Origin of the sequence: Isoptericola sp. NPDC019482, from assembly GCF_040632295.1 — a bacterium.
Classification (GTDB): Bacteria; Actinomycetota; Actinomycetes; order Actinomycetales; family Cellulomonadaceae; genus Isoptericola.
In genome coordinates, this window is the sequence record NZ_JBEYBQ010000011.1 from 54,132 (window position 1) to 75,756 (window position 21,625).

The 21,625-nt window shown below is 75.7% G+C and carries 22 protein-coding genes; 17 read left to right on the plus strand and 5 right to left on the minus strand.

Annotated elements, in window-relative coordinates:
- Positions 1-8: 8 nt before the first annotated feature.
- The 9 genes from ABZ493_RS09965 to pcaC are packed head-to-tail and all read left to right on the plus strand — an operon-like array spanning position 9 to position 7,886.
- On the plus strand, positions 9-1,256 hold the full coding sequence (locus tag ABZ493_RS09965; RefSeq protein ID WP_430582008.1) for a thiolase family protein: 1,248 nt from the start codon (positions 9-11) through the stop codon (positions 1,254-1,256).
- A complete protein-coding gene (locus ABZ493_RS09970; protein WP_430582009.1) occupies positions 1,253-1,942 on the plus strand; it encodes a 3-oxoacid CoA-transferase subunit A in 690 nt (229 codons plus the stop codon). The genes ABZ493_RS09965 and ABZ493_RS09970 overlap by 4 nt, the downstream gene beginning before the upstream one ends.
- Complete coding sequence (locus tag ABZ493_RS09975) at positions 1,939-2,604, plus strand: 3-oxoacid CoA-transferase subunit B (protein ID WP_430582010.1); 666 nt, start codon at positions 1,939-1,941, stop codon at positions 2,602-2,604. The genes ABZ493_RS09970 and ABZ493_RS09975 overlap by 4 nt, the downstream gene beginning before the upstream one ends.
- The gene (locus tag ABZ493_RS09980) at positions 2,604-3,845 is read left to right on the plus strand and encodes a 4-hydroxybenzoate 3-monooxygenase (RefSeq protein ID WP_430582011.1); all 1,242 of its coding nucleotides are present in this window, start codon (positions 2,604-2,606) and stop codon (positions 3,843-3,845) included. Before ABZ493_RS09975 ends, ABZ493_RS09980 begins: the two co-directional genes overlap by 1 nt.
- A complete protein-coding gene (pcaH, locus tag ABZ493_RS09985; protein ID WP_430582012.1) occupies positions 3,842-4,618 on the plus strand; it encodes a protocatechuate 3,4-dioxygenase subunit beta in 777 nt (258 codons plus the stop codon). Before ABZ493_RS09980 ends, pcaH begins: the two co-directional genes overlap by 4 nt.
- A complete protein-coding gene (gene pcaG / locus ABZ493_RS09990; protein WP_430582013.1) occupies positions 4,615-5,379 on the plus strand; it encodes a protocatechuate 3,4-dioxygenase subunit alpha in 765 nt (254 codons plus the stop codon). Before pcaH ends, pcaG begins: the two co-directional genes overlap by 4 nt.
- Complete coding sequence (locus ABZ493_RS09995) at positions 5,372-6,640, plus strand: lyase family protein (RefSeq protein WP_430582014.1); 1,269 nt, start codon at positions 5,372-5,374, stop codon at positions 6,638-6,640. Before pcaG ends, ABZ493_RS09995 begins: the two co-directional genes overlap by 8 nt.
- Positions 6,637-7,467, plus strand: a complete 831-nt coding sequence (locus ABZ493_RS10000) for an alpha/beta fold hydrolase (RefSeq protein ID WP_430582015.1) — start codon at positions 6,637-6,639, stop codon at positions 7,465-7,467. The genes ABZ493_RS09995 and ABZ493_RS10000 overlap by 4 nt, the downstream gene beginning before the upstream one ends.
- Entirely contained in the window at positions 7,464-7,886 is a 423-nt protein-coding gene (gene pcaC, locus ABZ493_RS10005) for a 4-carboxymuconolactone decarboxylase (RefSeq protein WP_430582016.1), read from the plus strand. Before ABZ493_RS10000 ends, pcaC begins: the two co-directional genes overlap by 4 nt.
- 16 nt (positions 7,887-7,902) lie before the next feature.
- Here pcaC and ABZ493_RS10010 read toward each other — a convergent pair whose 3' ends face one another.
- A complete protein-coding gene (locus tag ABZ493_RS10010) occupies positions 7,903-8,481 on the minus strand; it encodes a sigma factor-like helix-turn-helix DNA-binding protein (RefSeq protein ID WP_430582017.1) in 579 nt (192 codons plus the stop codon).
- Positions 8,482-8,708: 227 nt separating this feature from the next.
- Between ABZ493_RS10010 and ABZ493_RS10015 the strand changes: the two genes are divergently transcribed.
- Positions 8,709-10,577, plus strand: a complete 1,869-nt coding sequence (locus tag ABZ493_RS10015; RefSeq protein WP_430582018.1) for an HNH endonuclease — start codon at positions 8,709-8,711, stop codon at positions 10,575-10,577.
- A gap of 255 nt (positions 10,578-10,832) precedes the next feature.
- Entirely contained in the window at positions 10,833-12,098 is a 1,266-nt protein-coding gene (locus tag ABZ493_RS10020; RefSeq protein WP_430582019.1) for a metallophosphoesterase family protein, read from the plus strand.
- 15 nt (positions 12,099-12,113) lie between these two features.
- Here ABZ493_RS10020 and ABZ493_RS10025 read toward each other — a convergent pair whose 3' ends face one another.
- Positions 12,114-12,647 (minus strand): PH domain-containing protein, encoded by a 534-nt coding sequence (locus ABZ493_RS10025; RefSeq protein WP_430582020.1) that lies wholly within the window; start codon positions 12,645-12,647, stop codon positions 12,114-12,116.
- An 83-nt stretch (positions 12,648-12,730) separates the two neighbouring features.
- The gene (locus ABZ493_RS10030) at positions 12,731-13,369 is read right to left on the minus strand and encodes a histidine phosphatase family protein (RefSeq protein WP_430582021.1); all 639 of its coding nucleotides are present in this window, start codon (positions 13,367-13,369) and stop codon (positions 12,731-12,733) included.
- A 168-nt stretch (positions 13,370-13,537) separates the two neighbouring features.
- Here ABZ493_RS10030 and ABZ493_RS10035 point away from each other — a divergent pair, with 168 nt between their 5' ends.
- The 4 genes from ABZ493_RS10035 (at position 13,538) to ABZ493_RS10050 (ending at position 16,610) form a co-directional block, all read left to right on the plus strand.
- On the plus strand, positions 13,538-14,011 hold the full coding sequence (locus ABZ493_RS10035; protein ID WP_430582022.1) for an NfeD family protein: 474 nt from the start codon (positions 13,538-13,540) through the stop codon (positions 14,009-14,011).
- A 42-nt stretch (positions 14,012-14,053) separates the two neighbouring features.
- Positions 14,054-15,523 (plus strand): SPFH domain-containing protein, encoded by a 1,470-nt coding sequence (locus tag ABZ493_RS10040; RefSeq protein WP_430582023.1) that lies wholly within the window; start codon positions 14,054-14,056, stop codon positions 15,521-15,523.
- Positions 15,524-15,606: 83 nt separating this feature from the next.
- Complete coding sequence (locus ABZ493_RS10045; protein ID WP_430582024.1) at positions 15,607-16,278, plus strand: DsbA family oxidoreductase; 672 nt, start codon at positions 15,607-15,609, stop codon at positions 16,276-16,278.
- Between the two features lie 152 nt (positions 16,279-16,430).
- A complete protein-coding gene (locus ABZ493_RS10050; protein ID WP_430582025.1) occupies positions 16,431-16,610 on the plus strand; it encodes a hypothetical protein in 180 nt (59 codons plus the stop codon).
- 22 nt (positions 16,611-16,632) lie between these two features.
- Here ABZ493_RS10050 and ABZ493_RS10055 read toward each other — a convergent pair whose 3' ends face one another.
- Positions 16,633-17,607, minus strand: coding sequence for a DNA-3-methyladenine glycosylase 2 family protein (locus tag ABZ493_RS10055; RefSeq protein WP_430582026.1), 975 nt, complete (start codon positions 17,605-17,607; stop codon positions 16,633-16,635).
- The gene (locus ABZ493_RS10060) at positions 17,600-18,202 is read right to left on the minus strand and encodes a ribonuclease H (RefSeq protein ID WP_430582027.1); all 603 of its coding nucleotides are present in this window, start codon (positions 18,200-18,202) and stop codon (positions 17,600-17,602) included. Before ABZ493_RS10060 ends, ABZ493_RS10055 begins: the two co-directional genes overlap by 8 nt.
- A 239-nt stretch (positions 18,203-18,441) precedes the next feature.
- Between ABZ493_RS10060 and ABZ493_RS10065 the strand changes: the two genes are divergently transcribed.
- Positions 18,442-19,572: a VIT1/CCC1 transporter family protein gene (locus tag ABZ493_RS10065; RefSeq protein ID WP_430582056.1), complete on the plus strand. Its 1,131-nt coding sequence runs from the start codon at positions 18,442-18,444 to the stop codon at positions 19,570-19,572.
- A gap of 114 nt (positions 19,573-19,686) precedes the next feature.
- The gene (locus ABZ493_RS10070) at positions 19,687-21,585 is read left to right on the plus strand and encodes a hypothetical protein (RefSeq protein ID WP_430582028.1); all 1,899 of its coding nucleotides are present in this window, start codon (positions 19,687-19,689) and stop codon (positions 21,583-21,585) included.
- The last annotated feature ends 40 nt before the right edge of the window (positions 21,586-21,625 follow it).

The following is a 21,625-nucleotide window of genomic DNA, read 5'->3' on the forward strand; positions in this document are numbered from 1 at the left end:
AGACTCCGATGACACGGGACGCGTACGTCTACGACGCCGTCCGCACGCCGTTCGGCCGGTACGGCGGGGCGCTCGCGGGCGTGCGGCCGGACGACCTGGCCGCGTTCGTCGTCGGCGAGCAGGTGCGGCGCGCCCCGGCGCTCGACCCGGCGGTGATCGACGACGTGATCCTCGGCAACGCCAACGGCGCGGGGGAGGAGAACCGGGACGTCGCGCGCATGGCCGTGCTGCTCGCGGGCCTCCCGCTGACCGTGCCGGGCGCCACCGTGAACCGGCTGTGCGGGTCGTCGTTGGAGGCGGCGGTGCAGGCGGCGCGGGCGGTCGAGACGGGCGACGCGGACGTCGTCGTCGCGGGCGGCGTCGAGTCCATGTCGCGGGCGCCGTGGGTCGTGCCCAAGCCGTCCCGGCCGTACCCCGCGGGCGACGCGGCGCTCGTCTCCACGACGCTCGGCTGGCGGCTGGTGAACCCGCGCATGGAGCCCGACTGGACCGTCTCGCTCGGGGAGGCCACCGAGCGGCTGCGGGAGAAGCACGGCGTCTCCCGCGAGCGGCAGGACGCCTTCGCGCTGCGCAGCCACCTGCTGGCGGTGCGCGCCTGGGAGGACGGGTGCTACGACGACCTGGTGACGCCCTACCCCGGTGTCGACCTGCGCCACGACGAGGCGATCCGGCCCGACACCACCCTCGAGAGGCTGGCCGCCCTGGCGCCGTCGTTCCGGGAGGACGGCACCGTCACCGCCGGGAATGCGTCCCCGCTGTCGGACGGCGCGTCGGCGGCGCTGATCGGCTCGGAGCGCGCCGCGGTGCTCACCGGCCTGGAGCCGCTGGCGCGCGTCGCGGGCCGGGCGACGGTCGCGGGGGAGCCGCAGTACTTCGGCGCCGCGCCCGTCGAGGCCGCGAACCGCGCGCTGGAGCGGTCCGGCATCGGGTGGGGCGACGTCGGCGCCGTCGAGCTCAACGAGGCGTTCGCCGCGCAGGCGCTCGTGTGCGCCGAGGCGTGGGGCGTGGACGACCACGCCGCGTTCCTCGACTCCCCGATCCGGGACCTGGCGATCCTCAACGGCTGGGGCGGCGCGGTCGCGCTGGGCCACCCGCTGGGCGCGTCGGGCACGCGGGTGCTGGGCACGCTGGCGCGGCGGTTGCGGGCCACCGGCGAGCGGTGGGGCGTGGCGGCGCTGTGCATCGGCGTCGGGCAGGGCACCGCCGTCGTGCTGGAGAACGTCGGCGGGGCGGGCGGCACAGGGGGTGCGGCATGACGCGGGTGGCGGAGACGGCGCGCGAGGCGCTGGGTGACGTGCCGGACGGCGCGACGGTGATGATCGGGGGCTTCGGCCCGGCCGGGCAGCCGGTGGAGCTCATCGAGGCGCTGCTCGCCTCGGGCGCGGGCGACCTGGTCGTCGTGTCGAACAACGCGGGCAACGGCGACGACGCCCTGGCGCGGCTGGTGCGCGACGGGCGGGTGCGCCGCATCGTCTGCTCGTTCCCGCGGCAGGTGGACTCGTGGCACTTCGACGCCGCGTACCGCGCCGGGCGCATCGAGCTGGAGCTGGTGCCGCAGGGCAACCTGGCCGAGCGGATCCGAGCCGCGGGCGCCGGGATCGGGGCGTTCTTCACGCCCACCGGCTACGGCACGCCGCTGGCCGAGGGCAAGGAGACCCGCGTGCTCGACGGCGTGCCGATGGTGCTGGAGACGCCGATCCGGGCCGACGTCGCGCTGGTCAAGGCGCACCGCGCGGACACGGCCGGCAACCTCGTCTACCGCCGCACCGCGCGCAACTTCGGGCCGGTGATGGCGACGGCTTCGTCGCGCACCGTGGCGCAGGTGCGCGACGTCGTGCCGGCCGGCGCGCTGGACCCGGAGGCGGTCGTGACGCCCGGCATCTACGTCGAGGCGGTCGTGGCCCTGGACAGCGTGACCGCCGTGGCGGGGGTGAGCGCATGACCGCCCCGGCGCGGGCGACCGGCCCGCTGACCCGTGAGCAGATCGCCGCGCGCGTCGCCGCGGACATCCCGGCCGGCGCGTACGTGAACCTGGGGATCGGCCTGCCGACGCTGGTCGGCGACCACCTGCCGCCCGGCTCCGGCGTCACGCTCCACACCGAGAACGGGATGCTCGGCATGGGCCCGGCACCCGCGCCGGGCGACGTCGACCCGGAGCTCGTCAACGCGGGCAAGGTGCCGGTCACGGAGCTGCCGGGGGCGTCCTACTTCCACCAGGCCGACTCGTTCGCGATGATGCGCGGCGGCCACATCGACGTGTGCGTGCTGGGCGCGTTCCAGGTGTCGACGGCCGGCGACCTGGCCAACTGGTCCACCGGCGCGCCCGACGCCATCCCCGCCGTCGGCGGCGCCATGGACCTCGCCGTCGGCGCCCGGCGCACGGTGGTGATGATGACCCTGCTGACCAAGGACGGGGCGCCCAAGCTCGTCACCGAGTGCACGCTGCCGCTCACCGGCGTCGGGTGCGTGTCGCGCGTCTACAGCGACCGTGCGGTGCTCGACGTCGGGACGGGCGGGCGAGGGGGCGCGGCCGTGGTCGAGCGGTTCGGCGTCTCGCACGCCGAGCTGGAGGACCTGCTCGGCCTCTCCCTGGAAGGAGACTGATGGCCACCCCTGCCCCCATCGAGCGCACGCGCGTCGCGATCGTCGGCGGCGGGCCGGCGGGGCTGCTGCTGTCGCACCTGCTGCACACGTCGGGCATCGACCACGTGGTGCTGGAGTCCCGCTCCCGCGACGAGATCTACCGCACCACCCGTGCCGGCATCCTCGAGGCGAGCTCGGTGTCCACGCTGGCCGACGCGGGCATGGACCGCGTGCTGCGCGAGGGCGACCGGCACGACGGCATCGCCCTGCGGTTCGACGGCGAGTCCCACCGCATCGACCTGCACGGCCTCACCGGCAGCGCCGTCTGGCTGTACCCGCAGACGGAGGTGTTCACCGACCTCGCCGACCGGGCGGCCGAGACCGGCACGGACGTCCGCTGGCAGGCGTCCGTCACCGAGGTGCTCGACATCCACACCGACAGCCCCGGCGTGCGGTGGACGGACGCCGAGGGCGGATCCGGCGGGACGGAGCGCGAGCTGCGCTGCGACGTCCTCGTGGGCACGGACGGCTCGCACTCGACCTGCCGCCACTCGCTGCCCGAGGACGTGCGGCGGCACTTCGTGCACGAGTACCCGTACGCCTGGTTCGGCGTCATCGTGGAGGCGCCGCGCAGCGCCCCCGAGCTCGTCTACACGACGTCGGAGCACGGCTTCGCGCTGATCAGCCAGCGCACCGACACCCACCAGCGCCTCTACTTCCAGTGCGACCCCGACGAGGACCCCGCGGGCTGGTCCGACGACCGCGTCTGGCACGAGCTGCAGCGCCGCGTCGCCGGGACGGACGGGTTCCGCCTCCTCGAGGGGCCGGTGCAGGAGCGGTCCGTGCTGCGCTTCCGGTCGTCCGTCGTCGAGCCCGTGCGCCACGGGCGCATGCTGCTCGCCGGCGACGCCGCGCACACCGTGCCGCCCACCGGCGCCAAGGGGCTCAACCTGGCGCTCGCCGACGTCGTCGTGCTGCACGACGTGCTGACCACCTGGTTCGCGCGGCGGGAGAGGGACGAGGCGCTCCTCGACGAGTACGGCCGCCGCGTGTCCGAGCGCGTGTGGCGGGCCCAGCACTTCTCCGCCTGGATGAGCCGGATGCTGCACACGCACCCCGGCGAGTCGGGGTTCGAGCACCGCCGCCGGATCGCGGAGCTGCGGACACTCGTCGCGTCGGAGGCCGGACGGCGGTACCTGGCGGAGGGCTACACCGGCTGGGGATCGGTCCTCCCCGGCCGCACCACGGAAGGAGCGATGTGAGCGAGAGCCAGACCGAGCTGTCCACGGAGATCCGGGCGAGCCACCGGGCCTACCGGGACGCGGGCGGGCCCGAGGAGACGGGGCCCGCCCGCGACTTCGCCCCGTACCGCAGCTCGCTGCTGCGGCACCCGACCAAGGACCTGCGGCACGCCGACCCCGAGACGATCGAGCTGCTCGCGCCCGTCTTCGGCGAGCGCGACATCGGCGCCCTGGAGGCCGACCTCACCGTGCAGCACGGCGGCGAGCCGATCGGGGAGCGGATCGTCGTCGCGGGCCGGGTCCTCGACGGCGCCGGCCGGCCCGTGCGCGGGCAGCTCGTGGAGATCTGGCAGGCCAACGCGGGCGGGCGCTACATCCACAAGCGCGACCAGCACCCCGCGCCCATCGACCCGAACTTCACGGGCGTCGGCCGCACGCTCACCGACGACGACGGCTGGTACCGGTTCACGACCATCAAGCCCGGCCCGTACCCGTGGAAGAACCACCAGAACGCGTGGCGCCCCGCGCACATCCACTTCTCCCTCTTCGGCACCGACTTCACGCAGCGCACCGTGACGCAGATGTACTTCCCCGGCGACCCGCTGTTCGCCCTCGACCCCATCTACCAGTCCGTCCGCGACCCGCGGGCGCGCGACCGCCTGATCGCCGTCTACGACCACGCGCTCACCTCGCACGAGTGGTCCACCGGCTACCGGTGGGACATCGTGCTGTCGGGGGCGGAGCGCACCTGGACGGAGCCGGACGATGACGACGAGGCCGGAGGACGACGATGAGTGACGCCGCGACGACTGACGCGGGCCCCGGCCGCGAGCCGCGGCTCCGCCCGACGCCCGGCCAGACCGTGGGCCCGTTCTTCGGCTTCGCGCTGCCGTACGACCGGGGGCACGAGCTCGTCGACCCCGGCACCCCCGGCGCGGTGCGCCTGCACGGCCGCGTGCTCGACGGCGCCGGCCGGCCCGTGCCCGACGCGCTGCTGGAGATCTGGCACGCCGACCCGGCGGGCGCCGTCGTGCGGCGCAGCGGCTCGATCCTGCGCGACGGTACCTTCACCGGCTGGGGCCGCGCCGCCACCGACCGCGAGGGCGGGTACTGGTTCCGCACCCTCGAGCCCGGTCCGACCGCGTCGACGGACGGGCGTCGTCGGCCCGCGATGATCGCCCTCGCGGTGTTCGCGCGCGGCCTCACCGACCGGTTGTTCACGCGGATCTACCTGCCCGACGACGATGACGCGCTCGCGACCGACCCGCTCCTCGCGGGCCTCGAGCCCGAGCGGCGCGCGACGCTCCTCGCCGCGCGGGAGCCCGACGGGTCGCTGCGGTTCGACGTCCGCCTGCAGGGCGAGGGGGAGACGGTGTTCCTCGACCTCGGCCAGGGGACGGCGGGCCACGCCCCGCCCGATCAGGTGCCGGACGCCGCGCACGGCGTCGTCCGCGGCCTCGCCGCCGGGCCGCCGTCCGACCCGCTCGACCTGCCCGACCCGAGCGGGCGCGTCCTGTCCGGGGTGCCGTCGCCCGAGGGGCGGCCGGGTGCCTGACGTCGGCCTGCTCACCCCCGGCGCGGACCTCGCCCCCGGCTCGCCCGCCGCCGTCACCGACGACGTCGCCGTGCTGCGCGCGATGCTCGCCGCCGAGGCCGCGTGGGTGCGCGCGCAGGCGCGGTGCGGCGTCGTGCCCGTCGCCGTCGTGCCCGTCGTGGACCGGGCCGTCGTGGCGCTCGCGGCGGACGACGGCGCGGCGCTCGCGCTGGCGACCGAGGTCGCCCGCGACGCGGCGGGCGGCGGCAACCCCGTGATCCCCCTGCTCGCCCGGCTGCGCGCGGCCGTGGAGTCCGGGTGCGGGCCCGCCGTCGAGGCCGGGGTGCCCGTGGCGGACGTCGTCGGGGCCGTGCACGCGGGGCTGACGTCGCAGGACGTGCTCGACACCGCGCTCGTGCTCGTGCTGCGCGACGCCGCCCGCGCCACGGACGCAGGCCTCGGGCGCGCCGTCGCCGCCGCTGCCGTGCTCGCGCGCCGCCACCGCGACCTGCCCGCCCTCGGGCGCACGCTCACCCAGCCCGCCGTGCCCACCACGCTCGGCGCCCGCTGCGCCGGGTGGCTGCAGGGCGCCGCCGAGGCCCGGGCGCGGCTCGACGACGCGACCCGTGCGCTCCCGCTCGCCTACGGCGGCGCGGCGGGCACGCTCGCGGGCACGGTGTCGCTCTCGCCCTCGGGCGAGGCGCTGGAGCTGGTCGACGCGTGGGCGGCCGAGCTCGGGCTGCCGACGACGGCGGGGCCGTGGCACGTCACGCGCTTCCCCGTGGTCCGCGCGGCGACGGCGCTCGCGGAGGCGTGCGCGGCGCTGGGCACCGTCGCCGCCGACGTCCTGGTGGGCGCCCGCGCCGAGGTGGGCGAGCTGCGCGAGCCGGCCGCCCCGGGCCGCGGGGCGTCGTCGGCGATGGCGCACAAGCACAACCCGGTGCTGTCGGTGCTGGTCCGCCGGTCGGCGCTCGCCGCGCCGCCGCTGGCCGCGCAGGTGCTGGCGTCGGCCGGCCAGGCCGTCGACGAGCGGCCCGACGGCGCGTGGCACGCCGAGTGGCCGGCGCTGCAGCAGCTCGCGCGGCACGCGGTGGGCGCCGCGCACGCCGCGGCCGAGCTGCTGGCGGGCCTGGGGGTCGACGGGGCGGCCGTCGCCCGGAACCTGCGCGAGCAGCTCGACCTCCCCTCGGCCGGCCGCGTCGACACGGGCGAGGCGGCGGCGCTCGTCGACCGGGTGCTGGCGCGGTACTCGCCCGAGTCGGCCGAGGCGGGGGAGCGATGAGCGCCCCCGCGCTGGGCGCGACGGCGTTCGCGCTGCGCGACGCGACCCGCCCGCTGCTGGTGCTGGGGCCGTCGCTGGGCACGTCGGTGACGGCCGTGTGGCGCGACGTCGTGCCGCTGCTGGACGACGTGGCCGACGTCGTCGGCTGGGACCTGCCGGGGCACGGCACGTCGCGGGGGGTGGCGCCGGGCTCGCTGGACGACCTGACCGTGGCCGACCTGGCGGCGGCGGTGCTCGCGCTCGTCGACCGCGCCCAGGCCGAGCGCGGCGACCCGGGCGCGCCGTTCTGGTACGCCGGGGTGTCGGTGGGCGGGGCGGTCGGTCAGCAGCTGCTGCTCGACGCCCCGGACCGCGTGCGCGGCGCCGTCCTGTGCTGCACGGCGGCACGGTTCGGCGAGCCCGACCCGTGGCTCGAGCGCGGCGCCCTGGTCGAGGCCGCGGGCACGCCCACCCAGGTCAGCGCCGCCGCCGGGCGCTGGTTCGCCCCGGGGTTCCTGGAACGGGCGCCCGACGTCGGCACCCGCCTGCTCGCGTCCCTGCAGGAGGCGGACCGGTTCGGGTACGCCGCCGTCTGCGGCGCGCTGGCCCGGTTCGACGTCCGGGACCGGCTCGCCGAGGTCGGCGCCCCCGTGGTCGCCGTCGCCGGCGCCGAGGACCCGGCGACGACGCCCGACGACGTCGCGGTGGTCGCGGACGGTGTCCGCCGCGGACGACTGGTCGTGATCCACGGCGCCGCGCACCTCGCGCCCGCCGAGTGGCCGGGCCGCACGGCGACCCTGATTCGTGAGCTGGTGGGCGAGCTGCGGGGCGTGGAGGGGGAGCGATGACCACGGCAGGGCGGGACGGCGAGCAGGGTGCGGGGCGCACCGACGCGGAGTGTCGTGCCGACGGCACGGCGGTGCGTCGTGCCGTGCTGGGGGACGCGCACGTCGACCGCGCGGACGCGGGCACGACGTCGTTCACGGCGGACTTCCAGGACCTGATCGCGCGCTACGCCTGGGGGGAGATCTGGACGCGGCCCGGGCTCGACCGTCGCAGCCGGTCCATGATCACGCTCACCGCGCTGGTGGCCGGCGGTCACCACGAGGAGCTCGCCATGCACGTGCGCGCCGCGGTGCGCAACGGGCTCACCGTGGACGAGATCCGCGAGGTCCTGCTCCAGTCGGCGATCTACTGCTCGGTGCCGAGCGCGAACCGGGCGTTCGCCGTCGCGCAGCGGGTGCTGGCGGAGGACGGGCTGGTCTGACCGGCCACCGGGCTGCTCAGGGCGCGTCCGGCGTCTCGTGGGGGCGCGTCGCGAACCACACCCGCGCGCGGGCGCGGGCGGTGATCGCCTCGGTCGCGGCGGCGGACCGGGCCAGGACGGAGGCGACCTCCTCGTAGGGGACGGCGTACGCGTCGTGCAGCACGAACGCCACGCGCTCGTCGGGGCGCAGGCGGTCCAGGGCGGCGAGCGGCACGGCGCCCGCCGCGTCCCCGGGCGGGTCGGTGTCCCGGGGCGGGTCGCCGTCTCCGGGCGCGTCGGCGTCTCCGGGCGCGTCGGCGTCCGCCGGGGGCGTGCGGTCGTCGCGGGGGCGGTCGCGGGGTGTCCGGCCCGACCGCAGGGCATCCAGGCACAGGCGGCCGATCTCGACGGCCGGCCGGTCGTCGGTGCTGCCGGTGCCGCCGGTGCTGTCGGTGCTGCCGGTGTCCTGGCGGGCGAGCCGTCGCCGCCCCGCCTTCCGCACCACGTCCTCGGCGTCCGCGTGCGACCCGAGCATGCGGAGGGCCATGCCGTACAGCCGGTCGTGGTGCGCCTGGGCGGCGGCATCGTTCGACGACTGCGGGGCGTGTCCGGGCATCTCGTGGCCTCCGGGTGAGCGGTTCCGGACCCAGCATGACGGTCGTCGGCGCCGGGCGGGCGGTTCGGGCACGGCGCGTCACCCCGGGCCCAACCGGAGCGGGTATCCACAACCCCTTGTGAGGGAGTGTCGATGAGGCTAGAGTCGAACACATGTTCGAAGACGACGGAGCCCGAGCCGCCCCGCCCGCGGCCGTGCGCCCTCGTTCTCGGGCACTTGGCTCCGGCGTGACCTGTGCCCAGGTCTCGCCGGAGCCGCCCACGTCGCGCGCGCCGCACGTCACGGCGGTGCGCGCGACGGTCCTCGAACGCGCGCTCGCCGGGCTGCTCCCGCACGACGTCGAGGGACTCGTCGCCCGTGCGCCCGGCGAGGCCCTTGACGTCGTCGGCGGCAGGGTCGCCGACCTGCGCTGGTCGCCCGCTGGTGCGGTGCTCGACGGCAGGGCGCTCGGCGGCGGCGCGCCGGGCGGTACGGCGCCCGGCGGTGGCGCGTCGGGAGGAAGGGCGGCGGGCGGAGGCGTGCCGGGAGGGCTGCGCGACCGTGCGGCGCACCCCTCGTCCGTGATCGACGCCGCGGTTGCCCAGGGTCACGATGGCGCGCGCGGGCCCGGCGACGGTCGTCCGCTGCTCGCCGTGCTGGACGACGCCGCAGCGGGTCCGGACCTCGCGGTCACGTTGGCATCGCTCGACGAGGCGGAGCTGGACGACTTCACGATCCTCGAGGTGCTGGCCGCATGGGAGCGGGTCGCGGCGTGGGCGCAGGCGGGGTCGGCCCGCGTGCTGGCCGAGATGCTGGAGCGCACGCGAGGGTCGTCGCGGCACGAGTTCGTGGTGGACGCCGTGGCGGCGCGGCTCGGGCTGACCCGGCACGCGGCGGCGCAGCTCGTCACGGTGGCGCACGGGACCGCTCGGCTGCCCGAGGTGGCGGACGCCCTCGCGGCCGGCGTCGTGGACCGGCGCAAGGCGGAGGCCCTCGTCGACGCGGGCCGGCTCCCCGACGACCTCCGTCGCGAGGTCGTCGCCGGGGTGCTGCCCGACGCCGAGCGTCTCACCGCGCCGCAGATCCGCGCGCGGATGCGCCGGGCGGAGATCGAGGCGGATCCGGACGGCACCGAGGCTCGGCACCGCGCCGCGCGCGCCGAGCGGTACGTCCGGCTCGAGCCCGTCGACGACGCGATGGCCTACCTCACCGCCTACCTGCCCGCGGACGACGCCGCCCGTGCGTACGCCACGATCGACGACGCCGGGCTCGCCCTGCGCCGGGCGCCGGGCGAGACCCGGCGGCTCGACGAGTGCCGCGCCGACGCCCTCACCGCCCTCGTGACCGGCCGGCTCTCGACCGGACAGGCCGCGACCGCACAGACCGCGACCGGACAGACCGCGACCGGACCGGCGGTGACCGGACCGGCGGTGCCCGGACCGGTGGTGCCCGGAGAGGCTGCGACCGGGCGGCCCGCCATCGGCGGTACTCCGCCGGTCGGCGACGGGGGCGGTCTCGCGTCCCGGCGGCGCCCGGGGGCGGGCATCCGGGTGACCGTGGCGGCATCGACCCTGCTCGGCTCGGACGACCTGCCCGCGATCCTCGCGGGGCACGGGCCGATCCCGGCGGCGATGGCGCGGGCGCTCGCGTCCGACCCGGACGCCGTCTGGCAGCGGCTGTTCACGGACCCGGCGAGCGGCGCGCTGACGGACGTGTCCTCCCGCTCGTACCGTCCGAGCGGGGCCCTCCGGGCGGCCGTCGTCGCGCGGGACGTCACCTGCACGTTCCCTGGCTGCCGGGTGCCCGCCGCGACGTCCGACCTCGACCATGTCGAACCTTTCGACCCCGCGTCCGACGCCCCGCAGACCCACGGCGACAACCTGCACGCCCTGTGCCGCACCCACCACCGGGCCAAGACGGTCGGGGGCTGGCAGGTCGCGCGGGACCCCGACGGCAGGCACACCACCTGGATCGCGCCCACCGGACACCGGTTCACCCGCGACCCGGTACCGCAGGACCCGCGGGTCGCGGCCCAGCCAAGCTCCGACCAGCCGTGCTCCGACCAGCCGTGCTCCGACCAGCCGCGCCGCGATCGGGACGGGCCGCCGCCCTTCTGACGCTGCGCTCCTGGCGCTTCGCGTCTGACCGCTGGGCTCCTGGACGATCTCGTTTCTGACCGCCTCGCCCCTGACCGCCTCGCCCCTGACCGCGATGCTGCGAGCCCGCGTCGCTGCGCACCGTTCGTCGCCAGCCGCCGTTGCGCGTGCTGGTCGTTGCGCGTGCTGGTCGTGCCCGTGCTGTTCGGTACGTGTGCACAGGAGGTTCATCGTCCGGTGGATCAGGCGCCTCCTGGGCCTCCTACGTTCCGGGGCATGACCGAGAACAGGAACGAGCACGTCGAGGTGCCCCGCCCCGCTGACCAGCCCGCTGCTGACCAGCTCAACGCTGATCGACCCGGCGTCGCGCGGGACGGCCTCGGCCGCCGCAGATTCATGACGCTGACCGGGCTGGGCGCGGCAGGCGCGGCCGTGGCGGGGGCGGCCGCCGCTGCGGCGCCGTCGGCCGCGGCGGCCCCGGGAGCCGAGCGGGCCCCGCGCCTGCGTTTCCGCAAGGACGGCACGTACACGATCGTGCAGTTCAACGACACGCAGGACGACGAGAAGATCGACCGCCGCACGCTGGAGCTCATGCGCGCGGTGCTGGACGACGAGCGGCCCGACCTGGTGATCCTCAACGGCGACAACATCACGGGCGGCTGCGACACCCCGCTCGAGATGCGGCAGGCGATGAACAACGTCGCCCAGCCGATGGAGGAGCGGCGGATCCCCTGGGCGATCACGTTCGGCAACCACGACGAGGACTCCACACCCAGCAGCGGGGTGGACGAGGCGCAGATGCTCGCGTTCTACCGGTCGTACCGCCACAACGTGAACGGGCCCACGGCGAAGGGCGTGACCGGCCAGGGCAACTCGCACCTGCTGATCGACGGCACGAACGGCAGGCCGGCGTTCAACGTGTGGCTGCTCGACTCGGGTCGGTACGCGCCGGGCACGATCGACGGACAGGACCTCACGGGCTACCCGACGTGGGACTGGGTGCGCATGGACCAGGTGGACTGGTACTACCGCACGTCGGTCGAGCTGGAGGAGCGGTACCGCCGCGCGATCCCGTCGCTGATGTTCATCCACATCCCGCTGTGGGAGTACCGGTTCATGTGGTTCGGCTCGGTGGACGGCCGCACCGCGGCGGACCACGAGCGCGGCGCCGCACGTCACCAGATCGTGGGGGAGCGCAACGAGGAGGAGTGCCCCGGCCCGTTCAACTCCGGGCTCTTCTCCGCGGTGCAGCACCGCGGCGACGTCAAGGGGATCTTCTGCGGCCACGACCACGTCAACACGTACTCGGGCAGCTACTACGGCGTCCTGCTGGGCTACGCCGGCAACACCGGGTTCGGCACGTACGGGCTGAGCGGCGCCGAGCGCAACCGGCTGCGCGGGGCCCGCGTGTACCGCCTCGACGAGTCGGCGGACGGCGTGCTCGTGGACACGACCATGCGGTTCGCGTCCGAGTTCGGCATCGACCTCACGGCCGACGACCAGTGGATGGAGCCGCTGCCCCTGCCGAGGGGTCGGGCCTGACGGAGCAGGGGCGGCTCAGCGGCGGCGCCCGCGCCGCGGCTCGGTCGGCGGCCACTCGCCGTCGTCCGAGCCGTCGTCGGCGCCGTGCAGGAGCTCCTGGAGCTGCACCTGCACCTGCTCGACGCGGGGGACGTCGCGCAGCACCATGCCCGCCTTCTCGGTGGCGTCGGAGACCTGCAGGGTGCCGCAGCCGAGCAGGCGGTCCAGCAGGTCCTTCTCGAGCGCGATGTCGTTGATGCGGTAGAGCGGGATGTCCCGTCCCACGCGCGTGACGATGCCGGACCGCATGGCGATGCGCTTGGTGGTGACGGTCCACGAGGTGGTGCGCCACTTCATCCACGGCACGAGCACCCACACGACGGCGACGACGGCGAGCAGGCCGAGCACGATCCAGCGGACCACGTCGTCCATGGGGATCACGAAGGAGAACGCGGCGGCGACGAGCAGCACGAGCAGCAGCAGGAACGGCCACACCACGGCCTTCGCGTGCTCGTGCAGGTCCATGACGACGCGCTCGCCGTCGATGAGGTCGTCGTCGTTCAGCGCCATGGCGCACATCGTGCCAGACGCTGGACCAGGGACGACGCGCCGCCCGCACCGTCGCCCGCGCAGCGTCGTCCGCTCGCGCCGGCTCAGACGTGCGGCGGCAGGTTCCAGCCCTCGATGGTGCGCAGGTCGTGGCCGTACCCGAGCTGGCAGATCGCCGCGGTCCCCAGCTCCAGGCGGGACCCGAAGCGGGGGTCGATGCCGAGCCAGGCGGTCGCGAGCACGCGCAGCAGGTGGCCGTGCGCCACGGCGAGCACGTTCCCGCCGTCCTGCAGGGTCGCGTCCGCGCGCTCCACGAAGCGGCGGGCGCGCGCGGACACGTCGTCGAGCAGCTCGCCGGGCCGCCCGTCGCCGTGCTCCGGGTCGGGCGGCAGCACGCGGACGCCGTCGTCGAAGATCTGGAACTCGCGGCCGAGGAGGGCGCCGACGTCCGCGCTGGTGCGCCCGTCCACGGGCCCGTAGTCCCACTCGGCGAGGTCCGGGTCGACGACGGCGTCCGGGTGGCCGGTCAGCGCGGCCGTGCGGCGGGCGCGCTCGAGCGGCGACGTGTAGACGGCGGAGAACTCGATCCCCGCGACGGCGCGCCCCGCGGTGCGGGCCTGCTCCTCGCCGGCCGGCGTCAGCGCGATGTCGGTGCGGCCGGTGTGCTGGCCGCTCATGCTCCACTCCGTCTCGCCGTGGCGCAGGAGCACGAGCTGGGGGTCCTTGCTCGGCACGAGAGGCATGCTCCGAGCATCACGCAGACCAGCACGGACGGCACGCGGACGGCGCACGGGCAGGCTCCCGGGCGAACCTGTGGACGGCCTGTCCAGGAAGCGTCCAGAGTTCGCTAGGGTGTCGTCGCCGTCACAGAACCGTCACATGTTCATCACCCGCCACCGGGGAGGCCGCGCGTGCTCGTCTTCGTACTCATCGGCGCCGCAGGGATGGTCCTGCTGCTCGTGTCGCTGCTCGTCGGCGATCTGGTCGACCTCGGCGACGGGGCGCTGTCGGGCACGTCGCTCGGGGTCGGTGCGGTGGTCTTCGGTGCCGTGGGCACGATCGTCGTGGCCAACGACCTCGCGACGTGGATCGCGTACGTCGCCTCCGCGGTCGTCGGGCTCCTGGCCGTCGTGCTCGCGCAGGTGCTGGTGCGGCGGCTCGCGTCCAGCGACGACGGCGTCGCCGTCTCGCTCGTGGGCGCGCACGGCACGGCCACGACGGACGTCTCGGCCACCTCGGGCGAGGTCTCCCTCGACGTCCCGAGCGAGCTCGAGCGTCGCCTGGCCCGCTCCGACGAGCCCATCGCGGCCGGGTCCCGCGTGGTCGTGCTCGAGCACTCCGGCTCCACCGTGCGCGTCGGGGTCCCCGGCTCGCAGGCCCGCTGACCTCGCCCCACCACCGGAAGGAGACGCGCTCCGGCGCGCACCATGTTCGACTCGACCGACAGCAGCTTCATCACCACGATCGCGGTGCTCGCGCTCGTGGTGGCGTTCCTCGCGGTGGGCATCTTCGTCGCCCAGCGCATCCGCCGCGTCCCGCCGAACCAGGCGCTCGTCATCGTCGGCCGCGGCGCCGGCAAGAAGGAGACCGCCGCCCAGAGCCAGCGCGTCGTCATCGGCGGCCGCACGTTCGTCTGGCCGATCCTGCAGCAGGGCTTCGCGATCTCGCTCGAGCAGCGGCAGATCGGCATCACCGTCGAGGGCGTCGACAAGAACCGCATCAAGATCGCCATCAAGGCGTCGATCAACTTCAAGGTGCGGGGCGACGACGAGGGCGTGCGCCGCGCGGCGCAGCGCTTCCTGTCCCAGCAGGAGATGCTCACCGAGATCATCAAGGAGTCCCTCGAGGGCTCCCTGCGCTCCATCGTCGGCGACATGACGATCGAGCAGATCATCTCCGACCGCAAGGGCCTGTCGGACCGCGTCGTCGAGTCCACCAAGACCGACCTGGCGGAGCAGGGCCTGCAGGTCGACCTGCTCAACATCTCCGACATCTCGACGCCGGGGTCGGACTACCTGTCGAACCTCGGTCGCGCGGAGGGTGCGCGCGCCCTGCAGGTTGCGGAGGTCTCCGAGGCGGAGGCCCGCCGGGTGTCCGAGTTCGCCGTCATCGAGGCGGCCGAGCAGATCGCCGAGCGGCAGAAGGCGCTCGACCTCAAGAAGGCCGCGATCAAGGCCGACACCGACCGCGCGAACGCCGAGGCGGAGGCCGCGGGCCAGCTCGCCCGCGCCGAGCAGGACCGGCTCGTGGCGCAGCAGGAGCGCGAGGCGCTGGCCGAGCAGGCCCGCGTGACGCAGGAGCGCCTCGACATCGAGGTCCGCAAGCCGGCCGAGGCCAAGGCCTACGCCGAGGTCCAGGAGGCCACCGCCCGCCGTGACGCGGCGAACGCGGCCACCGAGGCCGACGCGTTCAAGCGCACCACCATCGCCGAGGCGAACAAGACGGCGGCGATCCAGGACGCCGAGGCGTCCGCCGCGGCCGTGCGCCGCGCCGGTGAGGCCGAGCGCGACAAGCAGATCGCGCTCGCGGCCGGCATCAAGGCCGAGGGAGAGGCCAAGGCGTTCGCGGTCGAGGCCGAGGGGCGCGCCGAGGCCGTCGCCACGGACGCCAAGGCCGAGGCGCTCAAGAAGTACGGCGAGGCCGCGCTCGTGCAGGAGCTCATCGAGCGCCTGCCCGAGATCGTCCGCGCCGCGGCCGAGCCGATCGGCTCGATCCAGGGCATGACCGTCGTCTCCACCGACGGTGCGTCGTCGGTGACCAAGACGGTGGCGTCCGTGCTCGGTGAGGGCCAGGGCGTCGTCAAGCAGCTCACCGGGGTGGACATCCACCAGCTCATCGCGGGCATCGCGGGCGGGCAGCTGTCGACGAAGTCGGAGGAGACCGCGCCGCTCAACTGACGCGCCGCCGTTCAGAGGCGTCTGCGACGCACGACACGCCCCGCCTTGGGAATCGCCTCCCGCGGCGGGGCGTTCGTGCGTACGTGACCGCTATCGAGAACGCTCCCCTCAAGGTCGACGTCTGGTCGGACGTCGCGTGCCCCTGGTGCTACATCGGCAAGCGCCGCTTCGAGTCCGCGCTGCAGCGGATGGCGGAGCGCGACGGCGCCGCCCCCGAGGTGGAGGTCGAGTACCACTCGTTCGAGCTCTCGCCCGACACCCCCGTCGACTTCGAGGGCACGGCCACGGAGTTCCTCGCCGACCACAAGGGCATCCCCCTGGAGACCGCCCAGCAGATGCAGGACCAGGTGACGGCGCTGGCCGCCGCCGAGGGCCTCACCTACCGGATGGACCAGGTCCGGCACACCAAGACGCTCAAGGCGCACGAGCTGCTGCACCTCGCCAAGGCCTTCGGCAAGCAGGACGAGATGAAGGAGCGCCTCCTGCGCGCGTACTTCACCGAGGGCGAGCACGTGGGCCACGTCGAGGACCTCGCCGACCTGGCCGCCGAGGTGGGGCTGGAGCGCGAGGCCGTCGTCGTCGCGCTGAACGCCGGCACCTATGCGGAGGCCGTCGCGGACGACATCGCCCGCGCCCGCGCGTACGGCATCAACGGCGTCCCGTTCTTCGTGCTCGGCGGCCGGTACGGCGTGTCCGGTGCCCAGGACCCCGACGTCTTCGTCCAGGTCCTCGACCAGGTGCTCGCCGAGGCCTGAGCCGCGCGCGAGGCGCATCTCACACCACCACCCCTGGCCGTGAGACGCGGTATCACCGAGAATCGAGGCCAGCCCGCACCGTCGCGGGCGCCGCGGTCTCGGGCCGACCAGGCCCGGTCGTACCGCGGCCGTGGGCCCCTTGGAGGAGAGACATGAACGACGCCACCGAGAGCTACCGCTCGATCGCCAACCCGCGCCGCACCACGCTGATGACCGTCAGCGCGGCCGAGGCGGCGGCGCCCCACCACCACGGCGCGGACGAACGCCCGCTGCAGCTGCTGGGCGACGACGGCGCGGTCTGCGTGGACGGCGTGTGCAGCCTGCCCGAGTGACGGTCCCGGCCACGCCGCACCCTCACATCGCGCGGTAATCCGCGATCGAGAGCCGCGGGCCCCGACGCGGGGCCTGCGGCCTGCGGTCGAGGAACAGCAGCCGCACCACGCGGTGCCGGTGGGGGGCGTAGGGCGCCAGGAGGCGCAGCATCCCGTCGTCGTCGGTCCGCTCCCCGGTGAGCGCCCAGCCGACGGCGCCGGCGAGGTGGAAGTCGCCCACCGACACGGCGTCCGCGTCGCCGAGAGCGCGCTGCGCCACCTCGGCGGACGTCCACACCCCGACGCCCGGCACCTTCTCGAGCCGGGCGCGCGCCTCGTCGGCGGGCATCCCGGCGGCGTCCTCGAGCCGCGCCGCGACCTGCGCGCAGCGCACCGCCGTCGCCGCGCGCCGCGGGTCGACCCCCGCCCGGTGCCAGTCCCACGTCGGGACGGCGGCCCAGCCGCGCGCGGACGGCACGACCCGCATCCCCTCCGGGGCCGGCCCCGGAGCGGCCGACCCGTGCCGCGCCACGAGCGACCGCCACGCCCGGTGCGCCGTCACGACCTGCACCTTCTGCTCGAGGACGGCGGGCACCAGCGCCTCCAGCACGCGCCCGCTGCGGCACATCCGCAGCCCGGGGGTGCGGCGCGCGACGTCGTGTGCCTGCGGCGGCGGGACGAAGTCGGAGGCGTCGTCCCCCTCGCCCAGCAGCTCGGGCACGGCGTCGGCCGCCTCCCGTGCGCCCGGCCCCCAGTGCTGCACGACGACGCTGCGCGCACCGGTCGCCACGAACCGCTGCGTGACGGGTCCGGTGCGCACCAGCGTGGTGCGCCACAGCGCGCCGTCGGAGGTGCGCCGGAAGGTCGGGTCGTACGCACCGTGCCGCAGCGGCGCGAGCGTCAGCGCGAGGTCGAGAGGCCGGTCTGACGAGTGCTCGAGCGTGACGTCGGCGGCGGCCGGCTGTGCCGCCGCCGTGCGGGTCGACGCCGCGCCGGTCAGAGGGGCCGCGCTAGTCAAAGAGGGTTCCGAGCTCCCAGCCGGTGTCGCTCCGGGCGCCGACGGGCTCCGCGTCGCGGACCGGCCGGGCATGGCGCTCCGCGGCGTCCTGGCCGTCGTCCCGCGACGTCGTGCCTGAGCCCGCGTCCTCCGTGAGCAGCAGCTCGTCGACGCCGCCGCGGCCCGCCGCCCAGTCCTGCGCGGCCATGCCGGCGAGCTGGTCGGCCCGCTCGTTGAACGGGTTGCCCACGTGCCCGCGCACCCACCGGAACCGCACCGGGCCCTCGCGGCCGGTGATCGCGGCGTCGATGGAGCGGATGAGCTCGAGGTTCTTCACGGCGTCGCCCGACGCGGTGCGCCAGCCCTTCCGCTTCCACCCGTGGATCCACTCGGACGCGCACCGGATCGCGTACTGCGAGTCGGACTCGATGAGGAGCGGCTCTGCCCCCGGATGCGCCTCGATCGCGCGCAGGAGCGCGGTGAGCTCCGCGACCTGGTTGGTGCCGGACGCAGCGCCGCCCGAGTCGAAGCGGCCGCCCTCGTGGGCGATCCACGCCCAGCCGATCGCGCCCCCGGGATTGCGGAGGCACGAGCCGTCAGTGCTGACAATGATCACGCCGGAGTCTCCCAGTGTCCGAGCCCCTGGTTGCCGCCACCCATTGTGCCCCGAGCCGGTGACACGCGGGGCCGCGTCCACGCCGTCGCCCGACGAACGAGGAACCCGCAGGCTGCGGACGACCGAAAACTCGGGCGCGCGGCCCCGGAAGAGGCGGCGGCTCCGCCCGGAACCCACGCGGGCCTCCCAGCGGTGATCATGACGGCATGACCGACGGCACCGCCATGCCTGGAGACGACATGCCCGCTCACGACCACCCTCCGCGCCGCCCGGCCGACATCCGCAAGTGGCGCCGCTACCTGGCCGACGAGCGCGCCGAGGCCGCCACCTACCGTGACCTCGCCCGCCGGCGCACCGGCGAGGAGCGCGCCATCCTGCTCGCGCTCGCCGACGCGGAGAAGCGGCACGAGCAGCACTGGCTCGACCTCCTGGGCGACGACGTCGGACGCCCGCTGCGCGGCGACCGGCGCACCCGCATGCTCGGCCTCCTCGCCCGCCGCTTCGGCGGCGTGTTCGTGCTCGCGCTCGCGCAGCGGGCCGAGGCGCGGTCGTCGTACGACGCCGACGAGCACGCGACCGCCACGATGGCGGCGGACGAGCAGATCCACGAGGAGGTCGTGCGCGCGCTCGCCTCCCGCGGTCGCAACCGGATGTCCGGCACGTTCCGCGCCGCCGTCTTCGGCGCCAACGACGGCCTGGTCTCCAACCTCGCGCTCGTGCTCGGCATCGGCGCCTCCGGCGTCTCGTCGCAGACGGTGCTCCTCACCGGCATCGCCGGCCTGCTCGCCGGGGCGCTGTCCATGGGCGCCGGCGAGTTCGTGTCCGTGCGCTCGCAGCGCGAGCTGCTCGAGGCGTCCACGCCCGACCCGAAGAGCGCCACCGTGCTGCCGCACCTCGACGTCGACGCCAACGAGCTGGCGCTCGTCTACCGCGCCCGAGGCATGACGTCGGAGGAGGCCCAGGGCCGCGCCGACCGCGTGCTGGCGGGGCTCGCCGCGACGGGGACGCTCGCCCCGGAGAGCCTCGACGACGAGCGGGACGGAGAGTCCGCTCCGGCCCCGGTCGTCGAGCAGGACGACGACCTCGAGACGCACGGCACCGCCTGGGGCGCCGCGATCTCCAGCTTCTGCTTCTTCGCGTCCGGCGCGATCATCCCCGTGCTGCCCTACCTGCTGGGGCTCACAGGATTCCCGGCGATCGTCGTCGCGGCCGCGCTCGTGGGCGTCTCGCTGCTCGTCACGGGCGCGATCACCGGGCTGCTGTCGGGGACGTCGCCGTGGACGCGTGCGCTGCGGCAGCTCGCCATCGGGTTCGGTGCCGCGGCCGTCACGTACGCGCTGGGCCTGCTGTTCGGGACGTCCGTCGCCTGACCCGCGGGTGAAGTCTCACCCGCTGTTGTTGCGTGACCGTTGCTCGGGCGTCACAGTGTGAGCTGGGTCATGACCGAGCAACCCGTGACCCCGCGTGGCATCGAAGGGGGCCGAGTGACACGCAGCGTGGACCGTGCTCCGGCGGCAGGACGCCGCCGGCACTGGTTCGCGCGCGTGGCCGGGACGGCCGTCGGGCTCGCCGGGGCCGCCGCGCTGAGCGTCACCCTCGCCGGGACCGCGTCCGCCGACGACGGCGGGCACGAGGGTCCGCTGACGTCCGTCGTCCGGTCGCTCACCGGCGACGACGGCGCTCGCGGCGACAGCGAGTCTCGTCAGGAGGAGCCGGCGCAGGCGCCGACCGACGAACCGGTCGGCCAGCAGAAGGCGGCGCCCGAGCCGGCCCGGAGCGAGCGCGCCGACAGCGAGCGCGCCGACGTCGAGCCCTCGGTACAGGCACCGGCCGAAGACGCCGCTCCCGCGAATGCCGCTCCCGCGAAGCCCGCTCCCGCCAATGTCGCGGTCGAGAAGCGTGCCGAGGAGACGCCCGACGCCGAGCGGGTCGCCGTCGAGCCTGAGGCGGACAAGGGCCCGGCTGTCGATGGCGAGCGGTCCGCCGAGCCCCGTCCCGACGTCGTGCGCGACGCGGTCGACGAGGCCGTCGCCCCCGTCCGCGAGAAGGCCGAGCGGCTGCACCAGGCCGTGCACGAGGAGATCGTCGCGCCCGCCCAGGAGACGGCCGACCGCGTGGCCCGCGAGCTGACCGGCGAGGCGGAGCCGGCGGCGGAAGAGCTGGCCGAGGAACCGTCCCAGGTGCCGGCCGCGGAACCGGGGGCGCAGCCCGCGCGACCTGCCGCCGGCGAGGACTCCCCGTCCGAGCTGCCGGGGGCGCCGTCCGACCTGAGCACCTTGCCCGCACCTGCGGACGTGGCGCCGGAGGCGGCGGATGCTCCTGCGGACGCTCCGACCGATGCTCCCGCCGACGAGCCCGCGGAGCGGGAGACGGTGCTGGAGCCGGTGGCTCGCACCGTCGAGGCGGTGACGACCCCGGTCCGTGCGGTGACCGAACCGGTCGGTGCGCTGGTCGAGGGGATCGTCACCCCGCTGTCGCCGGTGGTGGACCCGGTGGCCGGCGTGGTCGAGGAGGTCACGACGCCGGTCGGCGGGGCGCTCGAGCCCGTGACGGGTGCGGCCGCGGAGACGCTGGCCCCCGTGACGGACGCGCTGTCGCCCGTGCTGGAGCCGGTGGGCCGGGTGGTCCACGAGGTGACCCGCCCGCTCGCCCCGGTCACGGACGGCGTGGGCACCGTCGTCGCGCCGGTCGTGGCGACCCTGGACCCGGTGCTCGACCCGGTCGTCGGGCTGGTGACCCCCGTGACGGTGTCGCTGAAGCCCGTCGTGGACCCCGTCCTCGGCGTGGCAGCCCCCGTGGTCGACGCCCTCGCGCCCGTGGTCGAGCCGGTCGGCGGGGCGCTGCAGCCCGTCGTCGAGCCGGTCGTCGACGCGGTGGCCCCGGCCGTCGGTCCCGTGCTGGAGCCGGTGCTGGAGCCCGTTCTCGACCTCCCCGCCCCGGTCGACGGTGAGGCGCCCGCAGCCGTGGCGCCCGCGGCCGCGGCGCCCGCTGAGCCGTCGGTGACCGGGGAATCGACGTCCGCCGTCGTCCCCGCCGCCGAGCCGACCACCGAGCCGGCCGTCGCGTCCGAGCCGGTCGCCCCCGCGGCACCGGCCCTCACCCCGCAGGCATCGGCCGCCGCCGTGCTCGACGACGCCGCGACCGGCGGCGAGCTCCGGGCGACGTCGGACCGCGAGGCCGCGCCCGGCACGCCGTCGGCGCCCGCCGCGAGCCCGGCGTCGTCGAGCTCCTCCTCGACCACCCGCGTGCCGTCGGGCGGCGACTGCGCCGCCGACCTCGCGGGCCGCACCCACCTGACCGCGCGGACGTGGACCGTCCCCGCGGGCGACCAGCTCGACCGCCTCCCGGCGGTCGCCTTCGACATCCCCGTCTCTCCTGCCTGACGTGGCCGCGTCGCGCCCTGGTGCGCGACCGCGACCGCGG